Source organism: Actinopolymorpha alba DSM 45243 (genome assembly GCF_000373925.1).
GTDB classification, from domain to species: Bacteria; Actinomycetota; Actinomycetes; order Propionibacteriales; family Actinopolymorphaceae; genus Actinopolymorpha; species Actinopolymorpha alba.
In genome coordinates this window covers 119,072-143,149 of the sequence record NZ_KB892790.1, presented here as the reverse complement: position 1 = coordinate 143,149, position 24,078 = coordinate 119,072, and the positions used below count along the sequence as shown (strand labels likewise).

Here is a 24,078-nt window from a genome sequence, read left to right as displayed (position 1 = left end):
TCGAGCTCGGTCACCTGGGTGTGCGGAGCGGTGACCGGCAGGAAAACGCTAGCGGGTTTGGGTGGTCGGCCGCCGAGCTCTGACGAGCGCCTGTGGACAACTTCTTCGGCGTTCCGGGAATGGATGTAACTGCGTAATCAGTTGTCTCTGCCATGACCACTCTGACACTTCCCCTGCTCTTCCTGGCCGACACCGTCGTCCTGCCCGGCATGGTCGTGCCGGTGGAGCTGGACGGCGAACGCCAGGCCGCCGTTGACGCGGCCCGCCTCGCCGCTCAGGGCGGCACTACGGACGGAACGTCCCCGCAGGTCCTCGTCGTTCCGCGGCTTGAAGGTAAGTACGGCGCGGTTGGCGCCATCGCCGAGATTGCCCAGGTTGGCCGCCTTCCGAGCGGTGAGCCCGCCGTCGTACTCCGTGCGACGGGACGCGCCCGCGTCGGCGTCGGCGTGAACGGACCGGGGGCGGCGCTCTGGGTCGAGGCCGAGGTGCTCGACGTTCCGGCCCCCGACGATCACATTCGTGAGCTGGCCAGGGAGTACCGCTCCGTCCTCATCTCGATCCTCCAGGACCGCGGTGCCTGGCAGGTCGTCGACGCTGTCCAGCGGATGAACGACCCGAGCGAGCTCGCGGACGCGGCTGGGTACGCCTCCTGGCTGGAGAACGACAAGAAGGTCCAGCTCCTCGAAGCGCCCGACACCGCGGACCGGCTGACGCTCCTGCTCGAGTGGGCCCGAGCGCACCTCGCCGAACTCGAGGTCACGGAGAAGATCCGTGAAGAGGTCCGCGAGACGATGGACAAGACCCAGCGCGAGTACGTCCTACGCCAGCAGCTCGCCGCGATCCGCAAGGAACTCGGCGAGGACGACCCCGAAGGCGCCGACGACTACCGCGCCCGCGTCGAGAAGGCCGACCTGCCCGAGAAGGTGCGCGAGGCGGCCCTGCGGGAGGTCGACAAGCTGGAGCGCACCTCCGAGCAGTCTCCCGAGGTCGGCTGGATCCGTACCTGGCTCGACACGGTCCTCGACCTGCCGTGGAACCTCCGTACGACGGACACCACCGACGTCGGCGCGGCCCGGGAGGTCCTCGACGCCGACCACGCCGGTCTGGACGACGTGAAGGACCGGATCGTGGAGTACCTCGCGGTCCGGACCCGGCGGGCAAGCCGCGGCCTGGAAGCCGTCGGCGGCCGGGGCTCTGGTGCGGTGCTGGCGCTCGTCGGCCCGCCCGGTGTCGGCAAGACCTCGCTCGGTGAGTCCGTTGCCCGGGCGCTGGGCCGGAAGTTCGTCCGGGTCGCGCTGGGCGGTGTCCGTGACGAGGCCGAGATCCGCGGCCACCGGCGTACGTACGTCGGCGCGATGGCGGGGCGGATCGTCCGGGCGATCAAGGAAGCCGGATCGATGAACCCCGTCGTGCTCCTCGACGAGGTCGACAAGGTGGGTTCGGACTTCCGCGGTGACCCGGCCGCGGCCCTGCTCGAGGTCCTCGACCCGGCACAGAACCACACGTTCCGCGACCACTACCTCGAGGTCGAGCTGGACCTGTCTGACGTGCTCTTCCTCGCCACCGCGAACGTCGCCGACACCATCCCGGCCGCACTGCTGGACCGGATGGAGTTGGTCGCGCTCGACGGCTACACCGAGGACGAGAAGGTCGCCATCGCCCGCGACCACCTGCTCCCGCGCCAGCTGGAGCGGGCCGCCCTGTCGGCTGACGAGGCGAGCGTCGACGACTCGGCGCTGCGGACGATCGCGTCTGACTACACCCGCGAAGCCGGCGTCCGTGGGCTCGAACGTGCCCTCGCCAAGATCCTGCGGAAGGTCGCGACGAGGTTCGCGACCAACCCGCCGGCCGCTCCGGTGCGGGTCGGTGCGGAGGAGGTGAAGGGATATCTCGGCAAGCCGAGGTTCCTGCCCGAATCCGCGCGCGACGGCTCCACGCCGGGCGTGGCGACCGGGCTGGCGGTGACGGGTGCCGGTGGTGACGTGCTGTACGTCGAGGCCGCCACCATGGACGGCGAGCCGGGCCTGACACTCACCGGACAGCTCGGCGACGTCATGAAGGAGTCCGCCCAGATCGCGCTGTCGTACCTCCGCGCGCACGGTGAACGTCTCGGCGTACCGACCGGCGAACTCCCCGGCCGCCGGATCCACGTTCACGTACCCGCCGGCGCGGTGCCCAAGGACGGACCGTCCGCGGGGGTGACCATGACAACGGCGCTCGCGTCGCTGCTGTCGGGACGGCCGGTACGCCCGGAGGTGGGCATGACTGGTGAGGTCTCGCTGACGGGTCGGGTGCTGCCGATCGGTGGCGTCAAGCAGAAGTTGCTGGCGGCTCACCGGGCGGGACTCACCGAGGTGATCCTGCCGCGGCGTAACGAACCCGATCTCGACGACGTACCCGAGAAGGTGCTCGACGACCTGACCGTGCACCTGGTCGACGACGCGGGTGAGGTGGTCCGGTTGGCGCTGTCCGCCGAGGCCGCTACCTCCCGTGACGCGGGTGCCCAGGCCGCCTGAGCAAGCCCAATGGTCCGGCCGGTGAAGCGGGGGCGCTCGGCGAACCGGCCGGCATGAGGCGACCACCCCCGTCGCGCGGGAACGGGCCCAACCCCCGGCGGCCCGTTCCCGCGTGACCTGCGCTGCCGAGGCCCGGGACGGCACCGCGACCGCGGACACCGCCCGGGACCGAAGACTCCGTAGGCCCGCAAACCCCCGTCGGTCGAATGCAGCGCGGACCGGAGCCTGGCCGGAGTGGCAGTACGACGAGGACGCCACCACCAGCCCGGCAGCCACCAGCATCCGGGCCCTGGGCGACCGTCAGGGCGGAGGATGCTGGGGAACCGTGGTGCGTGGAGCTCATGGAACGAGCATCGCGAGTGCGGGGGTTCGGTGGATCCGCGCGTCTACTCAAGTCGATCTAGGTGCGACGACCTGTGTGACCTGAGCGTTGTGCCACCTGAGCGGCGGGTCGGTGCTACCCGACTGGGGCGAGCAAGAGCGTAGGGACGCCCAGCGCGAGGACCGGCAGGACCACGACGGCCGCTGCCAGCAGGCCGCGGTCCCGGGGTGACCATGCGCGGGCCGGAGTACTCCGGAACAGCACGGCCACGAGGATGGCCAGGACCAGCGTGGCGAAGGCGGCTGACCCGGTCACGAGGAGCCAGTCCAGGATCTGCCCGGCCGGGTCCGTCGGGGAGTACCCGCCGCGCAGGAGGACGAGCGCCTGACGCGCTCCCACGAAGGCGAGGAACCCGAGGCCGACCACCAGGGCAGCTGAACCGACGTCGGTCGATCGCACCTGCCCGCCGGCACGGTGTTTCGGGTGCCCCTGGCTCATGTCGTGAGGGTGCATCAGGAGACGGGGCCGCGCCACTGGTCGACGTACTCATTTGGGGGTGAGTGCCCCGCTTCCTGTCCGCTCCCGGTCTGGTGTCGCCCGGCCCCGGATCTGGAATCGAGCCCACTGTGGCGTCGAAGGCCTGCGATAGTCGGTCTGTCGGCGGCGGCATTTGGTGGACACAGAGGTCGCCCGGCCGATCGATCGGTAAGGAAGCGAAACGGTGAGCCTCACCATTGACGTACCAGAAATCAGCATCCAGTGGTATCGCGATGTCACCGGATTCGCCCAGCATGCGCCGTTGTGGTTACGCGATCTCGCCGGGTGGGGAACCGACGCGGGGTTGGTGTTGTTCGCCGGGCTCTTCGTCCTTGTCTGGTGGCGGTCTCGCCGGGGCGAGGCTCGCGGTGTCGTACTCGCGTTGATCGCGCCACCCGTCACGGTCGCCGCGTACCTCCTGAGCGAGACCGCCAAGATGTTCTTTCACGAGCAGCGGCCATGCCGCGCGATCGTCGGAGTCACCACGATCGCCCGCTGTCCAGCCCTCGGCGACTGGTCGTTCCCGAGCAACCACGCGACGATCGTGGCCGCCTCGGCCACCTCGTTGGTGATCGCGTGGCGGCGGATTGCCGCGGTCGTCGCGCCGCTGGCCGTTCTCATGGCGGCGTCCCGTGTCTTTGTGGGCGTGCATTATCCGCACGATGTCGCGGTCGGGTTCCTGCTTGGTACGGCGGTCGCAGCGGCACTGACGGCTGGTCTCGCACCGGTCCTCACGCCGCTGGTGGAACGCCTGCGGCCCCATCCAGCGGCGGAGGTGGGTGCTGACCAGGACCCTGATCATCGGCCGGCCTGCAGCGCGGACCAGGTCTGAGCTCCGACCCAGCCGTCCACGACGAGTCTGCGCGAGGTCTGGTAGTCGCGTACGGCCCGCTCCGTCTGCGCGCCGAAGGAGCCGTCGATGACGACCGTACGCCCGAGCGCCGCGGTGAGGGCCCGCTGGAGCCGCTGGACCGCCGCACCCGTCGAGCCGGTCCGCAGCGTCGGCCTGCTGCCGACCGAGAGGAGGGCCGTCCAGGTCCGCCGGTCCACGATGCCGTTGGCGGTGAGCCTGCGGCTTTGCTGGAACGCCTTCACCGCCGCGACGGTCGCGGGTCCGAAAGTGCTGTTCGGCGTACCCGGGTTGAATCCCGCTGCCTTGAGCAGGCACTCCGCGGCGAGCACGGCGGGACCCGTGGACCCTGACCGGATGGTCCGATAGCTGGTGAAGTTGAGGTTGACGGTCGAGCAGGAGCGGGGTGGTGGCGGTGGCGGCGGGCTTCCGGTGCCGATGTCGAAGTAGTCGCGGTCGATGTTGATCCTGACGCCACCGTAGGTTTCGGTGACATTGCCGACGTACTGGTGGATCCGCTGCCGGTTGGCCCAGTAGCTGGCCGGAATGTAGGAGCCGCCGTTCACGTTCGCCTGGCCGTTCCACCAGGCGAAGAAGATGTGGTCGGGCCGGGTGTAGGTGGTGCTGTTGTATGCACTCACCAGATCGGTCACGCCGGAGGCGGCACTGGAGTAGATGCCGGAGAGATATCCGCGGGCGTGGAGTTCATCGGTCCAGCCAGCAAGGAACGACAGGACAGCGGTCGTGCACGAGCCTCCTCGCGGGTAGGCCTCCATGTCCTCGTAGATCGCGCTGCCGGGACTGAGCCCGAGCGCCTTGGCGAGGGTGACCGCATCCGCTCCCGCCTGGTGACCCTGCGCGCGGGCTGTTGTCGGGTTTGAGGACAGGCGGCTCCGGAAGTTGGTGCATGGCGCCTGCAGGCCGACGTAGATCGGCATGACATGCCAGCCCTTGGACGCCTGGGTCGAGACCCAGGTGGCGGTGAGGTTGGGCTGCGCGCAGGCGCGGACGGCGCCGCCGATGTAGACGCCGACCGCGCGGTACGGCGAGTTCGCCAGCCAGGCGTTCATCGCGGACTGCGAGGGAGCGGTGCAGGCGTCAAAGCCCTTTCCGGTGAAGTTGCCGGGAGCGACGATGGCGGCCCTCGGGGTTGGGGGCGCGATGGGGAGACGGGCGGGTTGGGCGCCCGGTGCGAGGCGGGCCTGGGTGAGGATCTGCCGGACGTACGACTCGGTCTCAGGTGTGTGTGCCGCGGTGATGACGACCCCCGCGTCCTCGACCACGAACTGGATGGTGTCGCCCGTCGACCGGACGTCCGCTGGCATGGCCGCCGAACCCGGTGACGTCGTACGAATATCGCTCGTCAGGTTTTTGGCGGCCGCGGCGTCGAGCGGCTGAACGACGATTCCGGCGGTGCGTCCGACCAGGCCAGCGGGGCAGTCGGGTTGGCTGCTCGGCCGACCCAGATAGAGGGTGGGCGTGTCGAAGCGGATGCAGGCGTTCGAGGTCCGTTGAAGATCGACGATCCGCCAGGAGCGCGGGACGTCGAGCCGGTAACCGTGATAGGTGACGGTCCTGGAAGCCGTCGAAGGGTCGGCGACAGTGGGATCGGCGCCAGTGGGATCGGCGACAGTGGAAGGGGCGGCGGCCGGGACCGCAGGACTCGCCGTGGCGGGCTGGGGCGACAGCGTGGCACTGGCGCCGAGTACGACCACGCCCAACGCCGCGATGAACGCCGCACGAAGTGAAATACCAATGCTCCCACGCATGGGCGAGCTCCTGTCAGTCCGGGACCGGCGAGGAAATGACGCGCCTACTTTGATGGGTACCCGTCGTTGGGCCCAGTCATGTCGCATCGACCTGCCGCGGCCGCGGCCGAAGCATGCTGCCCCCCAAACATTGTGGAAACTCCGTGGGCCTATAACACCCCGGAGCCTCCACAATCATTCAGAGTTTCTGAGTGACCGCAATCTCCTTGCAAACAAGGCGTTCCGATGGCCGTCGCCGGTTGCGCATCATTTTCGCGTTCGACTAAACGCGAACGCATGAGTGGCGGCGATGATGTGCGGATCTCGCCGCTCCCGCTCGGGTTTGTTGACATGCTTCTCGGCCCGAAGTTGGTGGTGACACACAGATATTGGCGCACTGCCCGCCATGCTTCAAAAAAGATGAGGCGGAACGGTCTTCTGAGCCGGTCACCGGGCAACTGTTGAGCCTGCACCCAATGTCGAAACGGTTCTTACGCGGTCTCCCGGCGGAGTTTGTGCAGTCACTCAATCAACGCTGCACCTGGATGCTATGGAGGCGCCCGGCAATCAGCTGCGACCTTGACCATACGAAGCCTTACTCCGAAGGCGGCTCGCAGCGTACAGGGGTGCCCATGGGGCGCGGCGCCAACGATCAGACGGCTTCGAGGCCGCGGCGTCCTGACTCGATGACGAACTGCCGCGCGGTCGACATCCGGCCATCGGGCGTGCCGACGTTGCTCGCCACCCGCAGGGTCGCGAGCGCCCGCTCCCGATCGACGTCACACACGACGTAGCCGCGCCGGCCATCGCCGTACTTCCAGTACGGCGACTCCGCGATCACCTGATCCCAGCGGCGATGCCACGCTGCCTGGTCCTGGTCGCCCTCGGACGTGATCGACGTCCCGACGATCTCGGCGCCGACCGCCCGCGCGCCGGGGTCGTCGAAGTCGCTGGTGAGGTCGCACGCCATGGTGAAATGCCGGTCGCCGGTCAGGACCACCGGGTTGGAAACCGGATCCGATCCGAGCACCCGCAGTAGCCGGCGGCGTTGTGCCCGGTAGCCGTCCCACGGATCCGCCCACAGCACCTCCTCGGGCCCGGCCTTTCGATCCGTGCGGACGAGGGGTACCTGGTTGGCGAGCAGGTTCCAGCGCTGGCCGCCAGAGGTGAGGCCGTCGACGAGCCAGCGTTCCTGCGCGGGACCGGTCATTGTGCGCGAAGGATCGTCGAACTGTCGCGGGTCTCGTGCCTGGTCGGTGCGGTACTGCCGGGTGTCGAGTACGTGGATCCGGGCGAGGTCGCCCCACCGGAGTCGGCGGTACGCCTGGATCCGGGTGCCCTGCGGCTTGGCGATCCGGCGTACGGGCATGTGTTCGTACCACGCCTGGTACGCCGCGGCCCGGCGGGCGGCGAACGCCGCGGGCGACTGCTTGCCGGGGTCCTGGGGAACGCCGCCCGCCCAGTCGTTGTCGACCTCGTGGTCGTCGAAGGTGACGATCCAGGGGCAGTGCGCGTGCGCGGCCCGCAGGTCGGGATCGGTCTTGTAGCGGGCGTACCGATTGCGGTATTCGGCGAGGGTGACCGGCTCGCCGGTGCCCTCATGCCGGCGTACGGCGCGCGGATGCGGCGCGGACTCATAGATGTAGTCGCCGAGGAACGCCAGGAACTCCACATCCTGCTCGACGAGGTCGCGGTACGCCACGAAGTACCCGTGCTGGTAGTTCTGGCAGGACGCGAACGCGAACCGCATCCGGTGTGGCTGCGCGTGGCGTGCGGGGGCGGTCCGCGTTCGCCCGACCGGGGAGATCTGCGTTCCGGCGCGGAAGCGGTAGTAGTACTCCCGGCCAGGCCGCAGACCCTGGGGCTCGACGTGCACGCTGTGGCCCTCGCGCGGATGGGCGTACGCCGTTCCACGTCGTTCGACAAAACGGAACGCCTGGTCGCGGGCGATCTCCCACTCCACCGGCACCGCGTCGATGCCGCGGAGCCCGCCTCCGTGCAGTGGATCGGGTGCGAGCCGCGTCCACAGTACGACCGAGTCCGGCCAGGGTTCGCCGGACGCGACCCCGAGTTGGAACACGTCGGCCGGCAGGCCGCGACTGACCCGAGAGGTGGTACGAGCAGGGTCGGTCGTCCCGAAAGTCGCGTCGGCGAAGCTGATCGGCGGGACCGAACCAGTAAGAAGGGCACCGGCGGACAGGCTGCCGACGGTCAGCAGCCGGCGACGGGACAGCGGTGTCATGCCTGCTCCAAGAAACGGTCGGGGTGAGGCAGAAGACACTCAGAGCGTCACCGCGGCGACCGAACGTCATCAGGCTCGTAGGTGGCGCGTGGTCGGGCCGTCGGTGAACGCTCTCCGCCAGTCCTTGCCAGTCCTGATCTCTTCTTCGTCCCGCTCGACGGGAGCGTTTCGGGTGTGGCGGACAGCACGCGCCGCGAGCAGACTGGGCCGAGCGGCGCGAAGCCGGTCGGCGTCTCGGGCCGGCAGAGAGACAGATACCGCGACCAGCCGCCGATTAAGCTCACGCGGGTGCCTTCCCGACTACGCCCCGCCGATCCCGTCGCCGTGTCCCAGGCACTGGAACGCGTCCTCGCCGCCGTTGACGAGCGCGCCGCTCCGGAGGCCGGCGACCTGCGCCTGCTCGTCCGGCACTACCTGGCCCTGCTGGCCACGCGGGCGCCTGGGCGCTCCGTTGAGGTGCGAGTGCCGCCGTACGCCGCGATCCAGTGCGTGCCCGGACCGCGCCACACCCGAGGCACACCGCCTGGTGTGGTCGAGACCGACCCGGTGACCTGGGTGCTCCTCAGCGCCGGGCGGCTGACCTGGGCCGCCGCCCGTGACGCGGGTTCCGTCATCGCCAGCGGGGAGCGCACCGACCTCTCGGAGTACCTCCCGCTGGGGCCGGCAGAGGGCCCCGAAAAAAAGAATTGAGAAAGTTGAACCGAGGCGGAACCAGCGGGCCGGGACCCCCGTCGTATCGCCGGTGGTCCGAAGCCATCTGGAGAAGCCCTCGCGACACCCCCCGACGCGAGGGCTTTTCTATGCCCTCATCCAGGGGCGCCGCGCTCGCCTGTCGGGCATTGTCCGAGCCGTCCGCTAGCGTCGTGGCCACGATGGAACGCACACCTACCCCAGACCCAACCGGCCCGCACGGCACCGATGAGCTCCGTGCCACGGCCGACCGACTCCTGCGCCGGCTGGTCGGACGCGAGGACGCGGAGTTCCGGGATGGCCAGTGGGAGGCGATCGAGGCGCTGGTCGCGCGACGTCGGCGTGCTTTGGTCGTCCAGCGCACCGGCTGGGGCAAGTCGGCTGTCTACTTCGTGGCCACCGCCCTGCGGCGCGCCCAGGGAGCAGGCCCGACGCTGATCGTCTCGCCCCTGCTCGCCCTAATGCGCGACCAGGTGGCGGCCGCTTCCCGGGCCGGCATCCGAGGGCTGACGATCAACTCCGCGAATGCCGACGAGTGGGCCGACATCACCAAGGCCCTGGCCGCCGATGAGGTCGACGTCCTCCTCGTCAGCCCCGAACGCCTCAACAACCCCCGCTTCCGGTCCGAGCAGCTGCCCGAGCTGGCGGCGACGACCGGGCTGCTCGTCGTCGACGAGGCACACTGCGTGTCCGACTGGGGGCACGACTTCCGCCCTGACTACCGCCGGATCCGGGATCTGCTCGCCGAGCTGCCAGCCGACACGCCGGTGCTCGGCACCACCGCGACGGCCAACGCACGGGTGGTCGCCGATGTCGCCGAGCAGCTCGGCGGCGGTGACGTCCTGACCCTGCGCGGTCCACTCGCTCGCGACAGCCTGCGACTCGGCGTTCTCCGCCTGCCCACCCCCCAGCAGCGGCTGGCCTGGCTGATCGCCCACCTCCACATGCTGCCGGGCAGCGGCATCGTCTACTCCCTTACCGTGTCCGGCGCGGAGGATGTCGCCGCGATGCTCCGCGACGCCGGGTACGCCGTCCGGGCCTACACCGGCCGCACCGACGACGCCGATCGCCGGGACGCCGAGGAGGCCCTGCGCCGTAACGAGGTCAAGGCGCTGATCGCGACCTCGGCGCTCGGCATGGGGTTCGACAAGCCTGATCTCGGCTTCATCGTCCACCTCGGTGCGCCGTCGTCGCCGATCGCCTACTACCAGCAGGTCGGCCGGGCCGGCCGTGCCACCGAGCGGGCCGACGTACTCCTCCTGCCAGGGGTGGAGGACGTCGACATCTGGCGCTACTTCGCGACCGCCGCGATGCCCCAGCAGGAGCAGGCGGACGCCGTTCTCGCCGCGCTCGCGGACAGCGCCCGGCCACTGTCGACGGCAGCCTTGGAGGCGATCGTCGACGTCCGCCGGACCCGGCTCGAGCTGCTGCTCAAGGTGCTCGACGTCGAAGGTGCGGTACGCCGGGTGTCCGGTGGCTGGGAGGCGACCGGTCGTCCCTGGACCTACGACGCGGAGCGCTATGCCCGGGTCAGCGAGACGAGGGCGGCCGAAGCGCGCGCCATGCTCGACTTCCAGACCGGCGAGGGATGCCGGATGGCGTTCCTGCAGCGGGCCCTGGATGATCCGACTGCCACCGACTGTGGCCGCTGCGACCGCTGTGCCGGGTCCTGGTATCCCACCGAGGTGCCTGCCGTTGCCCAGGACACCGCTGCCGGTCGGCTCGCCCAGGTCGGTGTCGAGATCGAGCCGCGAGCGATGTGGCCGAGCGGCATGGACCGCCTCGGCGTGCCGGCGCGCGGGCGGATCGATGCCAGCGAACGCGCCAGCACCGGCCGTGCGGTCGCTCGGCTCACCGACCTTGGCTGGGGCCAGCGGCTGCGCGGTCTCCTGGCGCCTGGCGCGGAGGACGCGCCGGTTCCGGAGTCGGTGCTTGCGGCCTGCGTGGACGCGCTCCGCACCTGGGGATGGGAGCAGCGTCCAGTCGGCATCGTCGCGGTCGCGTCGCGCCGCCGCCCGGCGCTGGTCCGCTCAGTAGCCGAGGGACTGGCGACGATCGGCCGGCTCCCGCTGCTCGGTGCCGTCACCCCGGTCGACGGTGGGCCCACGGGTGAGCCGGGCGGCAACAGCGCGTTCCGGCTGGCCGGTGTTTGGGGTCGCCTCGGCGTCTCCGGTGAGCTACGCGACGGGCTCGCGAAGCTCACCGCCGAGATCGGGGACGCCCCGCCGGTCCTGCTGGTGGACGATCTGGTCGACTCGCGGTGGACGCTCACCGTCGCCGCCCGCGAGCTCCGGCTCGCCGGCGCCGGCGAGGTCCTGCCGTTCGCCCTCGCCCTTGCCGCCTGACCGCCGCGGCGACGGCCTAGCCGACCACCAGCCGGATGGCGAGGGGTTCCCCCTCGGCGTAGATGCCGTGCCGGCGGTCACAGCGGGCGAGGTCACGGACGTGCATGTAGCCGCCGCCCTTGGTGATGTACGGCGAGGACGCCCAGGTCTCGCGTTCCGGCACGTCCTCCGGCGCGCCTTCGTACGGCGCATAGAAGGTGCCGGTGAGCTCGTCGGCGTTCCCGGCCAGGTCCAGGAGCCCGAAGGCGCTGCGCCCGGAGGGGAACGAACCAACCGGGCAGGTGCTGCCCACGCTCGCCTTCCCCATGTTGGCCCGCCCCTCCTCCCACTCATCACCCCAGGGATAGGTGCGCTCGTCGTCGCCTCGCGCGGCGCGGACCCACTCGTCCTCGGTCGGAAGCCGGAACGGCCGGCCGGTCAGATCCGACAGCGCCGCGCAGAGCGCGAAGGTCTGCTCGACCCCCACCGTGGCGGGGTCGTCCGGACCGCCGTCGAGCGAAGGTGCGATGCCCGTCTCCGTCGCGAGTGCCCTGACCTGCGCGATGGTCAGCGGAACCCGGCCGATCCGGAACGCTTCCAGAGACACCACGTGGCGCGGTATCTCCTTACGCAGCCAGGCCGGATGGACTCCACTGAGGTCCGGGGCGGCGATTTCCGCTCGTACGATCTCGGGAGTGGAGCCGACCACGGTCTGGCCGGCGGGGATTTCGATGAGGTCGTCCTCGATCTGGGCGAGTACGTCTGGCAGGGTCAACTCGGTGGTTCCTCTCGCGGGATCGGCGGTGCGTGCCCGGCGACTCGGTGGTGCCGCCCGGCCGCTCCGCGCGCTCGCCCAACGCTGCCAGCGGATCCATCCGCTCCACCATCGGTCCATCGGCGGGCCACGGGTACGCCAGAAGCCCTAGGACGGGTCCCGTCGATCATGCTCGGGCGCTGACCGAGCCTGATCTAAGGGAGACGCACTAGGCTGGCCGGTCGTGGAGCCGGCTCCGGTGATCTTCCTCAACGGCACGTCCAGCAGTGGCAAAACCACCCTTGCGCGGGCGCTCCAGACGCGACTGACCGATCACGTGTTCCTGCACTTCGCGGAGGACACGTTCTTTGACCTGTTACCTGGTCACGTTTACGACCGCCCAGACTTCCTGACGTACGGCGCGCGCCTCTACGACGGCTTCGCGCGGTGTGCCGCGACCATGGCAGCCGCTGGCAATCGCGTCATCGTGGACACCGCCGCGTGGAGCCCCGGCAGCCTCCTGAGCTTCGTCGATGCGTTCAAGGAAACGGACGTGGTCGCGGTCGGTGTGCACTGCCCCCTGGACGTCCTCGAAGAACGCGAACGCCAGCGAGGGGATCGCTCGGTGGGCTTGGCCAGGAAGCAGATCGGCCTCACCCATCAGCTCGCGCTCTATGACGTCGAGGTCGACACCGCCCGCGATGACCTGGACGCGTGCGTGAGCCAGATTGTCACGGCATGGCTCGAGCGGGGAGTGGGCGAGCCCGCGTTCGCCCGCATGCGAACGAAAGAGTGGCGACCCCGGCTCGTACCCGACCCCGGCCCCCTGCTCTGAACCGCTCGGCGGTGGTTCCTGGACAGTCGTTGAGCCGTGCCGATGAGGTGAGCGGTTACGCGGGCACCGCGGCGGTTTCCTCGGCGGCGGTGGTCTGCTCGGCGCGGTAAGCCCGCACTGACCACGCGACCGCGCCCACCCAGATGACCGCGATGAGGATGTACGACGTCGCGCGGACGCTGAGCGGGGCGCCCACCCAGTCGGTGTTGAGGATGGTGCGGACGTTGGTCAGCACGATCACTCCACCGACGAGGGAACCCAGAATGCGTCCGGGAATGTAGCGGACCAGCCAGGCGGCGATCGGTGCGGCGATGAGACCGCCGATCAGCAGGGCAGCCACGGCGGCGAACGGAATCCCTTCGCGGCCGAGGCCGATGAGGAAGCCGATGCTCGCGGACAGTGCGACCACGAACTCGCTGGTGTCGACCGAGCCAACCACCTTGCGGGGCTCCATCCGGCCGCTCGCGAGCAGCGCGGGTGTGGCCACCGGACCCCAGCCACCGCCGCCGGTGGAGTCGACGAAGCCGGCGAAAATACCGAGCGGAGCCAGGAACCGCCGGCGTACCGGCTTACCCAGCTGGCCCCGCGGCGTGCCCCAGGCGGTGAACCGGACCAGCAGGTAGACGCCGAGCGCGAGCAGGATCCCCGACATCACCGGCTTCGCAGAGTCGGTCGAGAGGGAGCTCAGGAAGGTCGCACCCGCGAACGATCCGATCGCGCCCGGGAGGGCGATCCGGCCGACGACCTTCCAGTCGACGTTCCCGAACCTCCAGTGCGCCGCACCAGATGCCAGCGTCGTGCCGATTTCTGCCAGATGGACGGTGGCCGAGGCGGCGGCGGGTGCGGCGCCGGTCGCGAGGAGAAGCGTCGTCGAGGTGACGCCGTAGGCCATACCGAGGCTGCCGTCGACGAGTTGGGCACCGAGCCCGACCAACGCCAAGAGGACAAGCTTGCGCATTTCGGCCCCCACCCCTCCGATATCTCCTATGAAAACAGTAGGGAACACCCTAGAGGTCGTGTGTCCGCGATGCGTATCCGTTGTCCACATGAGGAGACGGGTCAGTGTCGCCGGGGATGGGCGTACGCTGCGGGTTCATGACCGGTCCCGAGGTTCCTGACGCTGTACGCCGCGTCCTTCCAGATGTCCGCAAGGACCTCGACGCGTTGATCCGCATCCCGTCGGTGAGCGCCGACCCGGCCGCTGCCGGTGAGGTCGAGCGCTCGGCCGAGGCGACCGCCGCGCTCTTCCGGGTCGAAGGCGCCGAGGTCGAGATCCTGCGGGTCGAGGGTGGACGGCCGGGAGTCCTGGCGCGCTTCCCCGCGCCGGAGGGTCAGCCGACGGCCCTTCTGTACGCCCACCACGACGTCCAGCCGACAGGTGATCCGGCTCTGTGGACCAGTCCGCCGTTCGAGCCCACCGAGCGCGGCGAACGCCTGTATGGCCGCGGATCCGCCGACGACAAGGCCGGTATCGCGATGCACCTGGCCGTGATCCGGGCGTACGCCGGACGGCCACCAGTCGGCGTGACGGTCTTCGTGGAGGGCGAGGAGGAGATCGGCTCACCGACGCTGTCGGCGTTCCTCGCGGCCCACCGCGACAAGCTGGCCGCCGACGTCATCGTCCTTGCGGACTCCGCGAACTTCGACGTCGGTGTTCCCGCACTCACCACCACCCTGCGTGGCCTGGCCGACTGCGAGGTGGAGGTGCGGGTTCTCGACCACGGTGTGCACTCCGGCGTCTACGGCGGCGCTGTACCCGACGCGCTCACGGCACTCTGCCGGCTCCTCGCGACGCTGCACGACGACGAGGGGAACGTCGCGATCAAGGGCCTGGTCACGGCACCGGCGCCGGAGGTCGACTACCCCGAGGAACGGTTCCGGCAGGAGGCCGGCATCCTCGACGGCGTCCAACTCCTGGGTACGGGCAGCGTCGCCGAGCGCGTCTGGGCCAAGCCGTCCGCGTCTGTGCTGGCCATCGACGCTCCACGGGTCGCCGACGCCTCCAACACCCTCATCCCGGTCGCCCGCGCCAAGGTCAGTGTGCGGCTGGCGCCCGGTGACGACGCCAACCGTGCCCTCACCGCGTTGGCTGAGCACCTCCGCTCGCACGCACCGTGGGGTGTCCAGGTCGAGGTACGCGAGGGCGACGCCGGGCAGCCGTACGCCGCGACGGCCGAAGGTCCGGCGTACACCGCGGCACGGGAGGCGTTCGGCGAGGCCTGGGGTCGCGAGTCGGTCGATATGGGAATCGGCGGGACGATCCCGTTCATCGCGGAGTTCGCGGCGGCGTTCCCCGATGCGGCGATCCTCGTGACCGGCGCGGGTGATCCCGACTCGCGCGCGCATGGCGCCGACGAGAGCCTGCACCTGGGCGAGTTCGAGCGGGCCTGCGTCGCCGAGGCGCTCCTGCTCAGCAAGCTCGCGGCCGACCACTAGGGCGCCGCACCGGCTTGGAGTCCTCGTCTATGAGCCGTCCTTCCCCTGCCGAGCCGTCGCCGACCGGTCCCTCACCAAGCGGCCGGCCCGCGGCGACCCAACCATCGACGCCGCGCCGGATTTCCGCTCGTCTCGTGGTCCTTCTAGGCGCGCTCACTGCCCTGGGGCCGATGACCATCGACCTCTACCTGCCGGCGTTGCCGCGGATGACGCAGGATCTGCAGACGAACAACTCCCTGCTCCAGCTCACGCTGTCGGCCGCCCTCGTCGGCCTCGCGGTCGGGCAGGCGGTGAGCGGGCCGGTCTCAGACGCGGTCGGGCGGCGGCGCCCCCTCCTGGTCGGCTTGGCGGCGTACGTCGGCGCCTCGATTGTCTGCGCGTTCGCGCAGTCCGTCGGAGTGCTCATCGCCGCCCGCCTGCTGCAGGCGTTCGCGGGCGCGGCCGGCATCGTCATCGCCCGGGCGATCGTGCGCGACCTGGTGTCCGGGCGGGAGATCGCCCGGCTGTTCTCGATGCTGCTGTTGGTGACCGGGCTGGCGCCGATCCTGGCGCCGGTGGTCGGCGGGCAGCTGCTGCGGCTCGGTGGCTGGCGGGTGTTGTTCGGGGCGCTCGCGGTGTTCGGGGTGGCGCTCTTCGTGGCGGTGTACGCCGGATTCCGCGACAGCCTGCCAGTCGAGCGCCGCCGCCAGGGCGGAGCCGCCGATGCCCTGCGTACCTACCTCCGGCTGGCCCGCGACCGCGCGTTCATGGGGTACGCGTTGGCCGGGGGATTCGGCTTCGCCTCGATGTTCGCGTACATCTCGGGGTCGCCGTTCGTCTACCAGGAGGTGTTCGGGATCAGCCCGCAGATCTTCGGCATCCTCTTCGGCGTCAACGGCGTCGGGCTGATGATCTTCTCGCAGACCAACGGCCGCCTGGTCCACCGGATCGACCCGCACACCCTCCTCGGCGTCGGACAGGTGAGCGCGCTCACCGGCGCGGGCCTGCTGGTCGCGGGCGCGGTGACGGGGATCGGCGGGGTGGCCGGAGTCCTCGTCCCGTTGTTCGTCGCGGTCGCGAGCTTCGGCATGGTGGGCCCGAACGCCGTCGCGCTGGGGTTGTCCTACCACCCGGAGGCGGCTGGTACGGCGTCGGCGCTGATGGGGACGCTGCAGTTCGCGATTGGCGCCGCGGTGGGTCCGCTGGTGACGGTGTCAGAGGTGCGTTCGGCGGTGCCGATGGCGGTGGTGGTCCTGGCGTGCGCGGCGATCGGGTTGGTGGCGCGGCTCGCGCTCACCGGAGCCAGCCGCGCCCGGTGAGCAGGTCGAGCACCTCCGCTGCCACGTCGTCAACGGCCCGGCCCGAGGTGTCGAGGGTGAGGTCGGCGTCGGCCGGCTCCTCGTACGGATCTGAGATGCCCGTGAACTCCGCGATCTGGCCGGCCCGGGCAAGGGCGTAGAGCCCCTTGCGGTCCCGGCGTTCACACTCTGCGAGCGGGGTCGCGACGTGGATGAGGACGAACGCCCCGCCGGCCTCCTCCACCATCCGGCGGACCTCGGCCCGGGTCGCGGCGTACGGCGCGATGGGTGCGCAGATCGCGAGCCCGCCGTGCCGAGCCACCTCGGCGGCGACGAAGCCGATCCGGCGGATGTTGGCCTCCCGGTCGGGCTTGGAGAAGCCGAGCCCGGCCGACAGCATCCGGCGTACGACGTCACCGTCGAGCAGCGTGAGGGTACGGTCGCCGCGTTCGAGGAGCAGGTCACGCAGCCGGCGGGCGAGGGTCGACTTGCCCGATCCGGACAGGCCGGTGAAGAACACCACCAGGCCGCGGGCATGCGGTGCCGGGTGCTCGGCGCGGACGATCGCCGCGATCAGCTCGGGGTACGCGGCTGTCCCGGAGCTCGGCTCGGCGCCCGCGTGGGCCACCTCGATCGGGTCGCCGTAGGCCGCGGCGACCTGGGTACGCAGTAGCGCGTCGTCCTCGGGCCGGCCGCGGCGGGCCAGCGAGACGGGTACGACGAGCGGGTCACCGGGCAGCAGCTGGGCGGCCGCCGTCGTGGCGCGGACCAGGGCGTGCGCCGAGACCAGCCGGGGCGAGCCGACCCCCACCAACGGCAACAACACGGTGGCGGCGTACCCCGCGGTCGCCTCGGCGAGCCGGTCCAGCGCCGCGGCGTCGAGCGGGGCGTCGAGGGGAACGGCGGCGACCTTCACACCGTCGAGCTGTGCCCTGACCTCGGCGGGCGTCAGGTGGAGGTGGCGGAAGACGCCGTCCTCGCGCGGGCGCAGCGCGGTGACGGGTCCGGTGAGGTCCCAGCGACCCGGCTCGCTCTCGCGGCGGTGGGTGACGGTGAGCCTGGCCACCGGCGTGCCCTCGGGATCGGTGAGGTCGACCGCCTCGATTAGCTCGACCGCCTCGACCGTCGACGCGGTGAACTCGGCAGGTGCGGTGACCGTGACCTCGGGGAGGATGCCGTCGAGGGCCAGCGCGAGGTCGTCGTACTCCCGTGGCGACGGTGCCCAGCTTGGTGCGGCGGCGGGCGTGGCAGGGGTCATGGGCGCGCTCACGCCTCCAGGATCAGGGTGACCGGCCCGTCGTTGACGAGCGCGACCTCCATGTGGGCACCGAACTTTCCCGTCTCGACGGTGGCGCCGAGCTGGCGGAGCGTGGCGCAGAAATGCTCGACCAGGGGTTCGGCCACCTCACCCGGAGCGGCCTCCGACCAGGATGGCCGGCGGCCCTTGCGGGTGTCGGCGTACAACGTGAACTGGCTGACCACGAGCAACGGCGCCCCCACATCCGCACACGACCGCTCGTCGGCGAGGATCCGCAGGCCCCAGATCTTGGCGGCGAGCTTCTCGGCCCGGGCCGGGGTGTCGGAGTGGGTCGCGCCCACCAGGACGAGGAGACCGGGCTTGTCGATCGCGCCGACGATCTCGCCGTCGACGGTCACGCTAGCTTGGGAGACTCGCTGGACGACCGAACGCATGCGGCCATTCTCCCGGCTCTGCGAGGATGCGAGACATGGCGACCCTGATCACGGTGGCACCGACGGGTGCGGAGACCACCAAGGATGCCTGCCCGACATTGCCGACAACCCTGTCGGAACTTCTCGAGACGGCCCGCCGATGCGAGGCGGCCGGCGCGGCGATGATCCACGTCCATGTCCGCGACCACGAACACCGGCCAACCCTCGACCTCGGCCGGCTACGAGCGACAGTCGCGGCGCTGCGGGCAGAGACGAACCTGATCGTGCAGCTGTCGACGGGCGGCGCGGTGACGGATTCGTTCGAGGATCGACTGCGGGTGCTCGACGCCGAGCCTGACTCGTGCTCGCTCACCATGGGCACGGTCAACTTCGGGGACGAGGTGTTCGCGAACCCCTGGCCGTTCGTGGTGGAGCTCTACGAGTTGACGCAGGAACTCCACATCGTGCCGGAGTTCGAGCTGTTCGACCTCGGGCACGTGGCCGCGCTGCACCGGCTGCTCGACACGTACGGCCTGCCGTACGGCGGGCGGGTTCACTGCGACCTGGTGATGGGGGTTCCTGGCGGCATGCCGGGCACCACCGCGACCCTCGTGGCGGCGGTCCAGGCGTTGCCGGGCGCCGTGACCTCCTGGTCGGCGACGGGCATCGGGCGTACGACACTGCCGGTGGCGATGGCGGCACTCAGCTGTGGCGGCCACCTTCGCGTGGGGATGGAGGACACGCTGACCCTGAGCCGCGGACGTCCGGTCCGGCACAACGTCGAGCTGGTCGAGCGGGCGGCTCGGCTCGCGGAGTTGGCGCAGCGGCCGGTGATGTCGCCGGATGACGGACGGGAACTCCTCAACATCAAACCCAGATAGTCTTGCTGACCGTGTCTGAGATGGCTGAGTCACCCGCGTCACCCCCGTCACCCGAGACGACCGTGTCACCAAAGGTGACCGCGTCACCTGAGTCGGGTGCGGCGTCCGACCTTCCGGTCATTGCCGAGGTGGTGCGGTCCGGTTTCGTCGAGTGCCGGCACCGCGGCTCGGTCGTCCTACTCAACGCCGACGGTTCGGTGGCGTTCGCGCTCGGAGACGTGACAGCGCCGTTCTATCCGCGGTCGGCGAACAAACCGATGCAGGCCGCCGGCATGGTGCGCTCCGGGCTCGGTCTCGACGGCGAGCTGCTCGCCCTCACCTCCGCCAGCCACTCCGGCGAGGAGTTCCACCTCGAGGGGGTACGCCGGATCCTCGCGGGCGCCGGCCTGGACGAGTCGGCTCTGATGTGCCCGCGGAGTTGGCCGATCGACGAACGCGCGAAGCGTGCCCTGATCCAGGCCGGCGAGCGGCCGTCCCGGATCGCCATGAACTGCTCGGGCAAGCACTCCGGCATGCTCGCGACCTGTGTGAGCGCGGGTTGGCCGGTCGAGACCTACCTCGATCCCGCGCATCCGCTGCAGGTGAGGATCCGGGAGACGGTCGAGGAGCTTGCCGGCGAGAAGGTCGCGCACACCGGTGTGGACGGCTGCGGCGCCCCGCTCTTCGCGCTGAGCCTCACTGGTCTGGCCAGGTCCTTCCGGGCGATGGCGCTCGCTCCCGAGGGCTCACCCGAGGCGCGGGTCGTGACGGCGATCCGGACCAACCCGACCTGGACCAGTGGCTCCACTCGTGACGAGGCGATGCTGATCGGCTCGGTGCCGGGGTTGTTCTGTAAGAGCGGGGCCGAGGCGTGTTACGCGGCGGCCCTGCCCGACGGTCGCACAGCGGCTTTGAAAATCGACGACGGTGGCCAGCGGGCCCGCCCTGTCGTGATGGCCGCGGCGCTTCGTCGACTGGGTGTGACGAGTTCCGTCATCGAGACACAGCTCACCACTGACATCCGTGGTGGTGGCACCGTCGTGGGCGAGATCCGCAGCGTCGGCATCTGACGGGGTGGGGGTAAGCCCGCGCGGGGCCGGAACCACACTGCGGTCGAGCCGAAACTTCGTGCGTCGGCGCGGGAGCAGTCCAACATTCCCGGAACGCCACTTGCTGCCAGCTTGCATGTGCTAACTTTTGCAAGCACAATAAGGTCCATGAAGGTTCGGTCAATAAGCACTCTCGGCGACTACCTACGGGAGCAGCGGCGAAATGCCGAGCTCTCCCTCCGGCAGCTCGCCGATCTTGCTGGCGTCTCCAATCCGTATCTCAGTCAGATCGAGCGAGGCGTCCGCAAACCATCCGCCGAGGTGCTTCAACAACTCGCCAAGGCACTGCGGGTTTCGGCGGAGGTGCTTTACGTTCGGGCCGGACTACTCGATCCGTCCGAAGAGGAAGGGCAGGAGGACCGCTCGGTGGAGATGGCAATCCGCGCCGACCCTGCTCTGTCAGTACGCCAAAAGCGGGTACTGCTCGATATCTATTCCTCGTTTCGTCGGGAGGCTCACGAGGAAGAGATCAGTGAGCCGCTACGCGAGAGCACGACCCGGAACCGGGCCGCACGACGCGCCCGTCAGGAGGACTAACCATGCCCCGTACCACCCGCAAGCCTTCTAGCGAAGCCACACCGCTCTACGCGATCGCCGGCGCTGGCGACCTGGCCGTCGAAAAGATCCGTGCTCTGTCAAAGATCGCATCGCAGAAATTCTCAGAGCTCGAAGCCACCGACCCCGCCAAGGTCTCCGATCGGGTTCAGGGGCGTCTCGAGGAAGGTGCTGACGCCCTCGCGACCGCACTGCGCACCGCGTCGACCGACATCATGGATCAGGCCAAGGGCATTTCCGACCGGGCTCAGGCCGCTTTCCAGGCCGCGCTGATCCAGGCTGGCGACACCTACGACGTCCTCGCCCAGCGCGGCGAGCGCGCGGTGGTCCGTATGCGTAGCAAGCAGAACGGCCGGCAGATCCAGCGCCCGTCGACGTCGCGGGCGAAGTCCACGACTCGCAAGCGCGCCACGACCAAGAAGGCCACCTCGCCGACGACGCGTGCCCGCAAGTCCACTCGCAGCACCGCCAAGAAGTCGAGCTCCATGCCGGCGCAGTCGCCCTCGTCCAGCATCTGAATGCGCCGCACCGCCGGGGTCGCCGGGCGCCCGGCCACGCCGCGTCAGACAGCAGACAGGGTGTCCTTTCCGCCTCGCAAAAGTGTGGAAAGGACACCCACTGCCGTCATACCGCGGTGATCGCGGGCCGTGATCCCAGATGGCCCGCGACGGACCGTTGGCGGCACGGTGCCGAAATCCCCGCTACTCTCGGGGTGTGTTCGCGTCCGCGTCTCCGGTGATCTTCTATCTCACGCTAGCGATCTGGCTGGCTCTGTTGGTGCTCAAGGCTTTCGCGTTGGGTGATGCCGTCATGCGTCCAAAGGACGCGTTCCCAGCGGCCGACAAGCAGACCAAGCCTCTTTGGCTCCTCCTGGTCGGACTTGCCATGCTGATCCATCTGATCCCGACGTTCTCCTCACCGCTGAACTTTCTCAACATCGCGGGCACCATCGCGGCCGCGGTCTACGTCGTGGGCGTGCGCCCGGCGGTGCGGGAGGTTGGCGGTCGTGGTGGCGGCCAGGGCCGTGCGGACGGGCCCTACGGTCCGTGGTGATTGGTCCAGCAATGACCCAAGCTTGCAATGGCGCGACCGCCTGACCGCGGTTTCGATCTCCTCCTGACCGGCTCCGGCGAGCCCACCACCGTGTTCGCCCACGGGCTGGCCGGATCGATCGCCGAGACCAGGCCGTTCGGGAGCGGAGTGCGGGGCACTCGCGCCTTCTTCCACTTTCGCGGCCACGGCTCCTCGCCCATCAGCCGGTCGCCCGGAGGGTCGGCTGCGGATCGGACCTCCGACCGTACGGACGCCTGGACGTACGACGATCTCGCGGCCGAACTCCGGCAGGTCGCCGACGGCACCGGGGCGACCCGTGGCGTTGGCGTGTCCCTGGGGGCGGGTGCCCTCCTTCGCCTACTTACGCACAATCCGCAGCGGTTCGACCGGGTCGTGATCGTTCTCCCGGCCAGCCTGGACGCACCGCGCCCCGACCACGTCGTACGCCGGTACCTGGCTGCGGCCGACCTGGTCGAGAGGCGCGACCTGGCGGCGCTGGCGGCGGAGCTCCTTGGGCTGCAGCCTCGGCTGGCACGGACGAACCCCGACGTCCTGGCCTGGGCGGACCGGCGGGCGCGTGACCTGGTGGATCTGCCGATCGCGCCCGTCCTGCGCGCGTTCGCCGACCAACCGCCCGTCAGTGACCGCCGCCCGCTTGCCCACGTCGAAGTGCCGGTGCTCGTCATCGGGCAGGAGGACGACGACGTCCATCCGGCCGGTATCGCCCGCGAGCTTGCCGCTCTCCTGCCGAACGCCACCCTCGCGGTGTTCCCACCCGGCGGCCTCCTGTGGGCGCACCGGCACGCCCTCCGCGACCAGCTCGCCGCCTTTCTCAACGCATAAAGGTTGCCGCCCTCGCCGCGGAGGTTCGGCGTACCCCGTGGAGGTTCGGCGTCCCCGCCGACCGGGTAGCAGATGCGGCAACCGGTACGGCCCGGTTCGTACGGAGGGGCAGCGGTTCATGGCGGAGGCCAGCGGTAGGCCGAAGCCCAGGGACATACCCGCGGACGTACGAGTTCGGGTGCGGATCTTCCTCGGACTGCTGATCGGCCTGCTGGTCACGTACGCGCTGATCATCGGGATCGGCGGGGTTGTCCTGGGTTCGCTGGCCCGGATCCTCCTGCTCGGGTTGATCCTCGCCGTGTCGCTGGGGATCAGGCGTACCAGCCGCGGTCCCGCGCTCGTCGTCGTGGGTCTCGTCGCGGCGGCCATCGTCGCCACCGCGTTGGCCACGGTCTTCGCTGGTCCCACCGTCCTGTCGATCCTCACCGCCAGCGCGACCATCCTGCTGGTGTCGGCGATGGCCGCGCTGATCGTGCGCTTCCTGGTGGGGGTCGCGCGGGTCGACTTCGCCACCGTGCTTGGGGTCTTGTGTATCTACCTGCTGCTGGCGTTGTTCTTCGCGTCGTTGCACCAGATCGGTGGCGCGCTGGTGTCTGGGTACCTGCTGGGTACGGCCCAACCGCCCACCGCGGGCGACTGCCTCTACTTCAGCGTGATCACCATGGCGACGGTTGGCTACGGCGACATCATCCCGGGCACCAACCTGGCGCGCATGCTGGCTGTACTCGAGGCGCTCGTCGGGCAGCTGTACCTCGTCTCCATCGTCGCCGCGGTGGTCGGCGGTTGGCGGGCCCGCCGACAAGGAGCAAGGCGAGGTTGACAGCGGCTGGAGCTTGCGGTGAATACGTCCCGGCTCGGGCGTCACGGAGGGTACCGATCATGCGGGCGACCGCTCGATAATGAATGAAGCCTTCAGGGACGAGCCGTGAACGGCCCGGCGCAAGCCATGAGTGATCCGATTCGCCACGACACCCGTACGCAGTCGGCGACGCCTCAGGTGGACGCGGCGCGACTGTGGTCGGGAGGCTTGGCCACCGCCCTGGTCGCGGCCCTGGTGGTAGTGGTCGGGGTGTTCGTCTCCCGGGCGTTCCTGAACGTCCCGGTGCTCGCGCCGCGGACGGCGAGCGACCTCGGAGATTCCAGCACCTTCGCCTACGCCGTGATCGCGGCGGTCGCGGCACTCGCGGCGACCGGCCTACTGCACGTGCTGTTGCTGGCGACGCCCCGGCCGTTCCAGTTCTTTTCCTGGATCGTCGTGCTTGCCACCGTCGCCGCCGCGGTCGCGCCCTTCCTACGGTCGGCGTCGCAGGCAAGCCAGGTCGTCACCGGCGTGATCAACCTGGTGGTCGGGCTGGCGGTTCTGTCGCTGCTGAACGGGGTCGGCCGGAGTTCCCTTCGTACCCCCGAACCATGATTGGTTCGCACCCGATTGACGGGAAGCGTACGGAGGGCCGGA

The 24,078-nt window shown here is 70.0% G+C and carries 23 protein-coding genes; 16 read left to right on the top strand and 7 right to left on the bottom strand.

Annotated elements, in window-relative coordinates:
• Positions 1–152: 152 nt before the first annotated feature.
• Positions 153–2,516, top strand: coding sequence for an endopeptidase La (lon, locus tag B141_RS0130605; RefSeq protein WP_020579011.1), 2,364 nt, complete (start codon positions 153–155; stop codon positions 2,514–2,516).
• Between the two features lie 457 nt (positions 2,517–2,973).
• Here the strand turns inward: lon and B141_RS0130600 are convergent, their stop codons facing one another.
• Positions 2,974–3,336 carry a hypothetical protein gene (locus B141_RS0130600; RefSeq protein ID WP_157181418.1) on the bottom strand — a complete coding sequence of 121 codons (363 nt, stop codon included), beginning with the start codon at positions 3,334–3,336 and terminating at the stop codon, positions 2,974–2,976.
• A 223-nt stretch (positions 3,337–3,559) separates the two neighbouring features.
• Here B141_RS0130600 and B141_RS0130595 point away from each other — a divergent pair, with 223 nt between their 5' ends.
• Positions 3,560–4,207, top strand: coding sequence for a phosphatase PAP2 family protein (locus B141_RS0130595; protein WP_020579009.1), 648 nt, complete (start codon positions 3,560–3,562; stop codon positions 4,205–4,207).
• On the opposite strand, the gene B141_RS50970 is transcribed toward B141_RS0130595, so the two are convergent.
• Complete coding sequence (locus tag B141_RS50970; RefSeq protein WP_020579008.1) at positions 4,174–5,994, bottom strand: glycoside hydrolase domain-containing protein; 1,821 nt, start codon at positions 5,992–5,994, stop codon at positions 4,174–4,176. The genes B141_RS0130595 and B141_RS50970 overlap by 34 nt on opposite strands.
• Positions 5,995–6,625: 631 nt before the next feature.
• Positions 6,626–8,215, bottom strand: a complete 1,590-nt coding sequence (locus B141_RS0130585) for an alkaline phosphatase D family protein (protein ID WP_020579007.1) — start codon at positions 8,213–8,215, stop codon at positions 6,626–6,628.
• A gap of 288 nt (positions 8,216–8,503) precedes the next feature.
• Here B141_RS0130585 and B141_RS0130580 point away from each other — a divergent pair, with 288 nt between their 5' ends.
• Together B141_RS0130580 and B141_RS0130575 are read left to right on the top strand one after the other, a co-directional pair.
• Positions 8,504–8,905, top strand: a complete 402-nt coding sequence (locus tag B141_RS0130580) for a sterol carrier family protein (RefSeq protein ID WP_040422804.1) — start codon at positions 8,504–8,506, stop codon at positions 8,903–8,905.
• Between the two features lie 182 nt (positions 8,906–9,087).
• On the top strand, positions 9,088–11,250 hold the full coding sequence (locus tag B141_RS0130575) for a RecQ family ATP-dependent DNA helicase (RefSeq protein ID WP_020579005.1): 2,163 nt from the start codon (positions 9,088–9,090) through the stop codon (positions 11,248–11,250).
• A gap of 16 nt (positions 11,251–11,266) precedes the next feature.
• Here the strand turns inward: B141_RS0130575 and B141_RS0130570 are convergent, their stop codons facing one another.
• Positions 11,267–12,004, bottom strand: coding sequence for a formylglycine-generating enzyme family protein (locus tag B141_RS0130570; RefSeq protein ID WP_020579004.1), 738 nt, complete (start codon positions 12,002–12,004; stop codon positions 11,267–11,269).
• 4 nt (positions 12,005–12,008) lie between these two features.
• Between B141_RS0130570 and B141_RS49860 the strand changes: the two genes are divergently transcribed.
• Entirely contained in the window at positions 12,009–12,155 is a 147-nt protein-coding gene (locus B141_RS49860) for a hypothetical protein (protein WP_157181416.1), read from the top strand.
• Between the two features lie 72 nt (positions 12,156–12,227).
• Positions 12,228–12,818, top strand: a complete 591-nt coding sequence (locus tag B141_RS43715) for a chloramphenicol phosphotransferase CPT family protein (RefSeq protein ID WP_020579003.1) — start codon at positions 12,228–12,230, stop codon at positions 12,816–12,818.
• A gap of 55 nt (positions 12,819–12,873) precedes the next feature.
• Here the strand turns inward: B141_RS43715 and B141_RS43710 are convergent, their stop codons facing one another.
• Positions 12,874–13,776 carry a sulfite exporter TauE/SafE family protein gene (locus B141_RS43710; protein ID WP_020579002.1) on the bottom strand — a complete coding sequence of 301 codons (903 nt, stop codon included), beginning with the start codon at positions 13,774–13,776 and terminating at the stop codon, positions 12,874–12,876.
• Between the two features lie 137 nt (positions 13,777–13,913).
• Between B141_RS43710 and B141_RS0130555 the strand changes: the two genes are divergently transcribed.
• Positions 13,914–15,254: a dipeptidase gene (locus tag B141_RS0130555; protein WP_051114229.1), complete on the top strand. Its 1,341-nt coding sequence runs from the start codon at positions 13,914–13,916 to the stop codon at positions 15,252–15,254.
• A 29-nt stretch (positions 15,255–15,283) separates the two neighbouring features.
• Positions 15,284–16,552, top strand: coding sequence for a Bcr/CflA family multidrug efflux MFS transporter (locus tag B141_RS0130550; RefSeq protein WP_051114225.1), 1,269 nt, complete (start codon positions 15,284–15,286; stop codon positions 16,550–16,552).
• On the opposite strand, the gene cysC is transcribed toward B141_RS0130550, so the two are convergent.
• Entirely contained in the window at positions 16,527–17,801 is a 1,275-nt protein-coding gene (gene cysC, locus B141_RS0130545; protein WP_237742850.1) for an adenylyl-sulfate kinase, read from the bottom strand. The genes B141_RS0130550 and cysC overlap by 26 nt on opposite strands.
• Positions 17,798–18,223: a D-aminoacyl-tRNA deacylase gene (dtd, locus tag B141_RS0130540; protein ID WP_026257695.1), complete on the bottom strand. Its 426-nt coding sequence runs from the start codon at positions 18,221–18,223 to the stop codon at positions 17,798–17,800. The genes cysC and dtd overlap by 4 nt, the downstream gene beginning before the upstream one ends.
• Before the next feature lie 35 nt (positions 18,224–18,258).
• Between dtd and B141_RS0130535 the strand changes: the two genes are divergently transcribed.
• The 8 genes from B141_RS0130535 to B141_RS0130500 all read left to right on the top strand — a co-directional run bounded on the left by B141_RS0130535 (position 18,259) and on the right by B141_RS0130500 (position 24,036).
• Positions 18,259–19,083: a beta-keto acid cleavage family enzyme gene (locus B141_RS0130535; RefSeq protein ID WP_020578997.1), complete on the top strand. Its 825-nt coding sequence runs from the start codon at positions 18,259–18,261 to the stop codon at positions 19,081–19,083.
• A 20-nt stretch (positions 19,084–19,103) separates the two neighbouring features.
• Complete coding sequence (locus B141_RS0130530; protein ID WP_063828684.1) at positions 19,104–20,132, top strand: asparaginase; 1,029 nt, start codon at positions 19,104–19,106, stop codon at positions 20,130–20,132.
• Positions 20,133–20,279: 147 nt separating this feature from the next.
• Complete coding sequence (locus tag B141_RS0130525) at positions 20,280–20,708, top strand: helix-turn-helix domain-containing protein (protein ID WP_020578995.1); 429 nt, start codon at positions 20,280–20,282, stop codon at positions 20,706–20,708.
• Between the two features lie 2 nt (positions 20,709–20,710).
• Positions 20,711–21,244, top strand: coding sequence for a hypothetical protein (locus tag B141_RS0130520; RefSeq protein ID WP_020578994.1), 534 nt, complete (start codon positions 20,711–20,713; stop codon positions 21,242–21,244).
• A 196-nt stretch (positions 21,245–21,440) separates the two neighbouring features.
• A complete protein-coding gene (locus B141_RS0130515) occupies positions 21,441–21,779 on the top strand; it encodes a DUF2516 family protein (RefSeq protein WP_020578993.1) in 339 nt (112 codons plus the stop codon).
• 27 nt (positions 21,780–21,806) lie between these two features.
• On the top strand, positions 21,807–22,622 hold the full coding sequence (locus tag B141_RS0130510; RefSeq protein WP_020578992.1) for an alpha/beta fold hydrolase: 816 nt from the start codon (positions 21,807–21,809) through the stop codon (positions 22,620–22,622).
• A gap of 118 nt (positions 22,623–22,740) precedes the next feature.
• Entirely contained in the window at positions 22,741–23,442 is a 702-nt protein-coding gene (locus B141_RS46405) for a potassium channel family protein (RefSeq protein ID WP_084678622.1), read from the top strand.
• 126 nt (positions 23,443–23,568) lie between these two features.
• The gene (locus tag B141_RS0130500; RefSeq protein ID WP_020578990.1) at positions 23,569–24,036 is read left to right on the top strand and encodes a DUF6069 family protein; all 468 of its coding nucleotides are present in this window, start codon (positions 23,569–23,571) and stop codon (positions 24,034–24,036) included.
• The last annotated feature ends 42 nt before the right edge of the window (positions 24,037–24,078 follow it).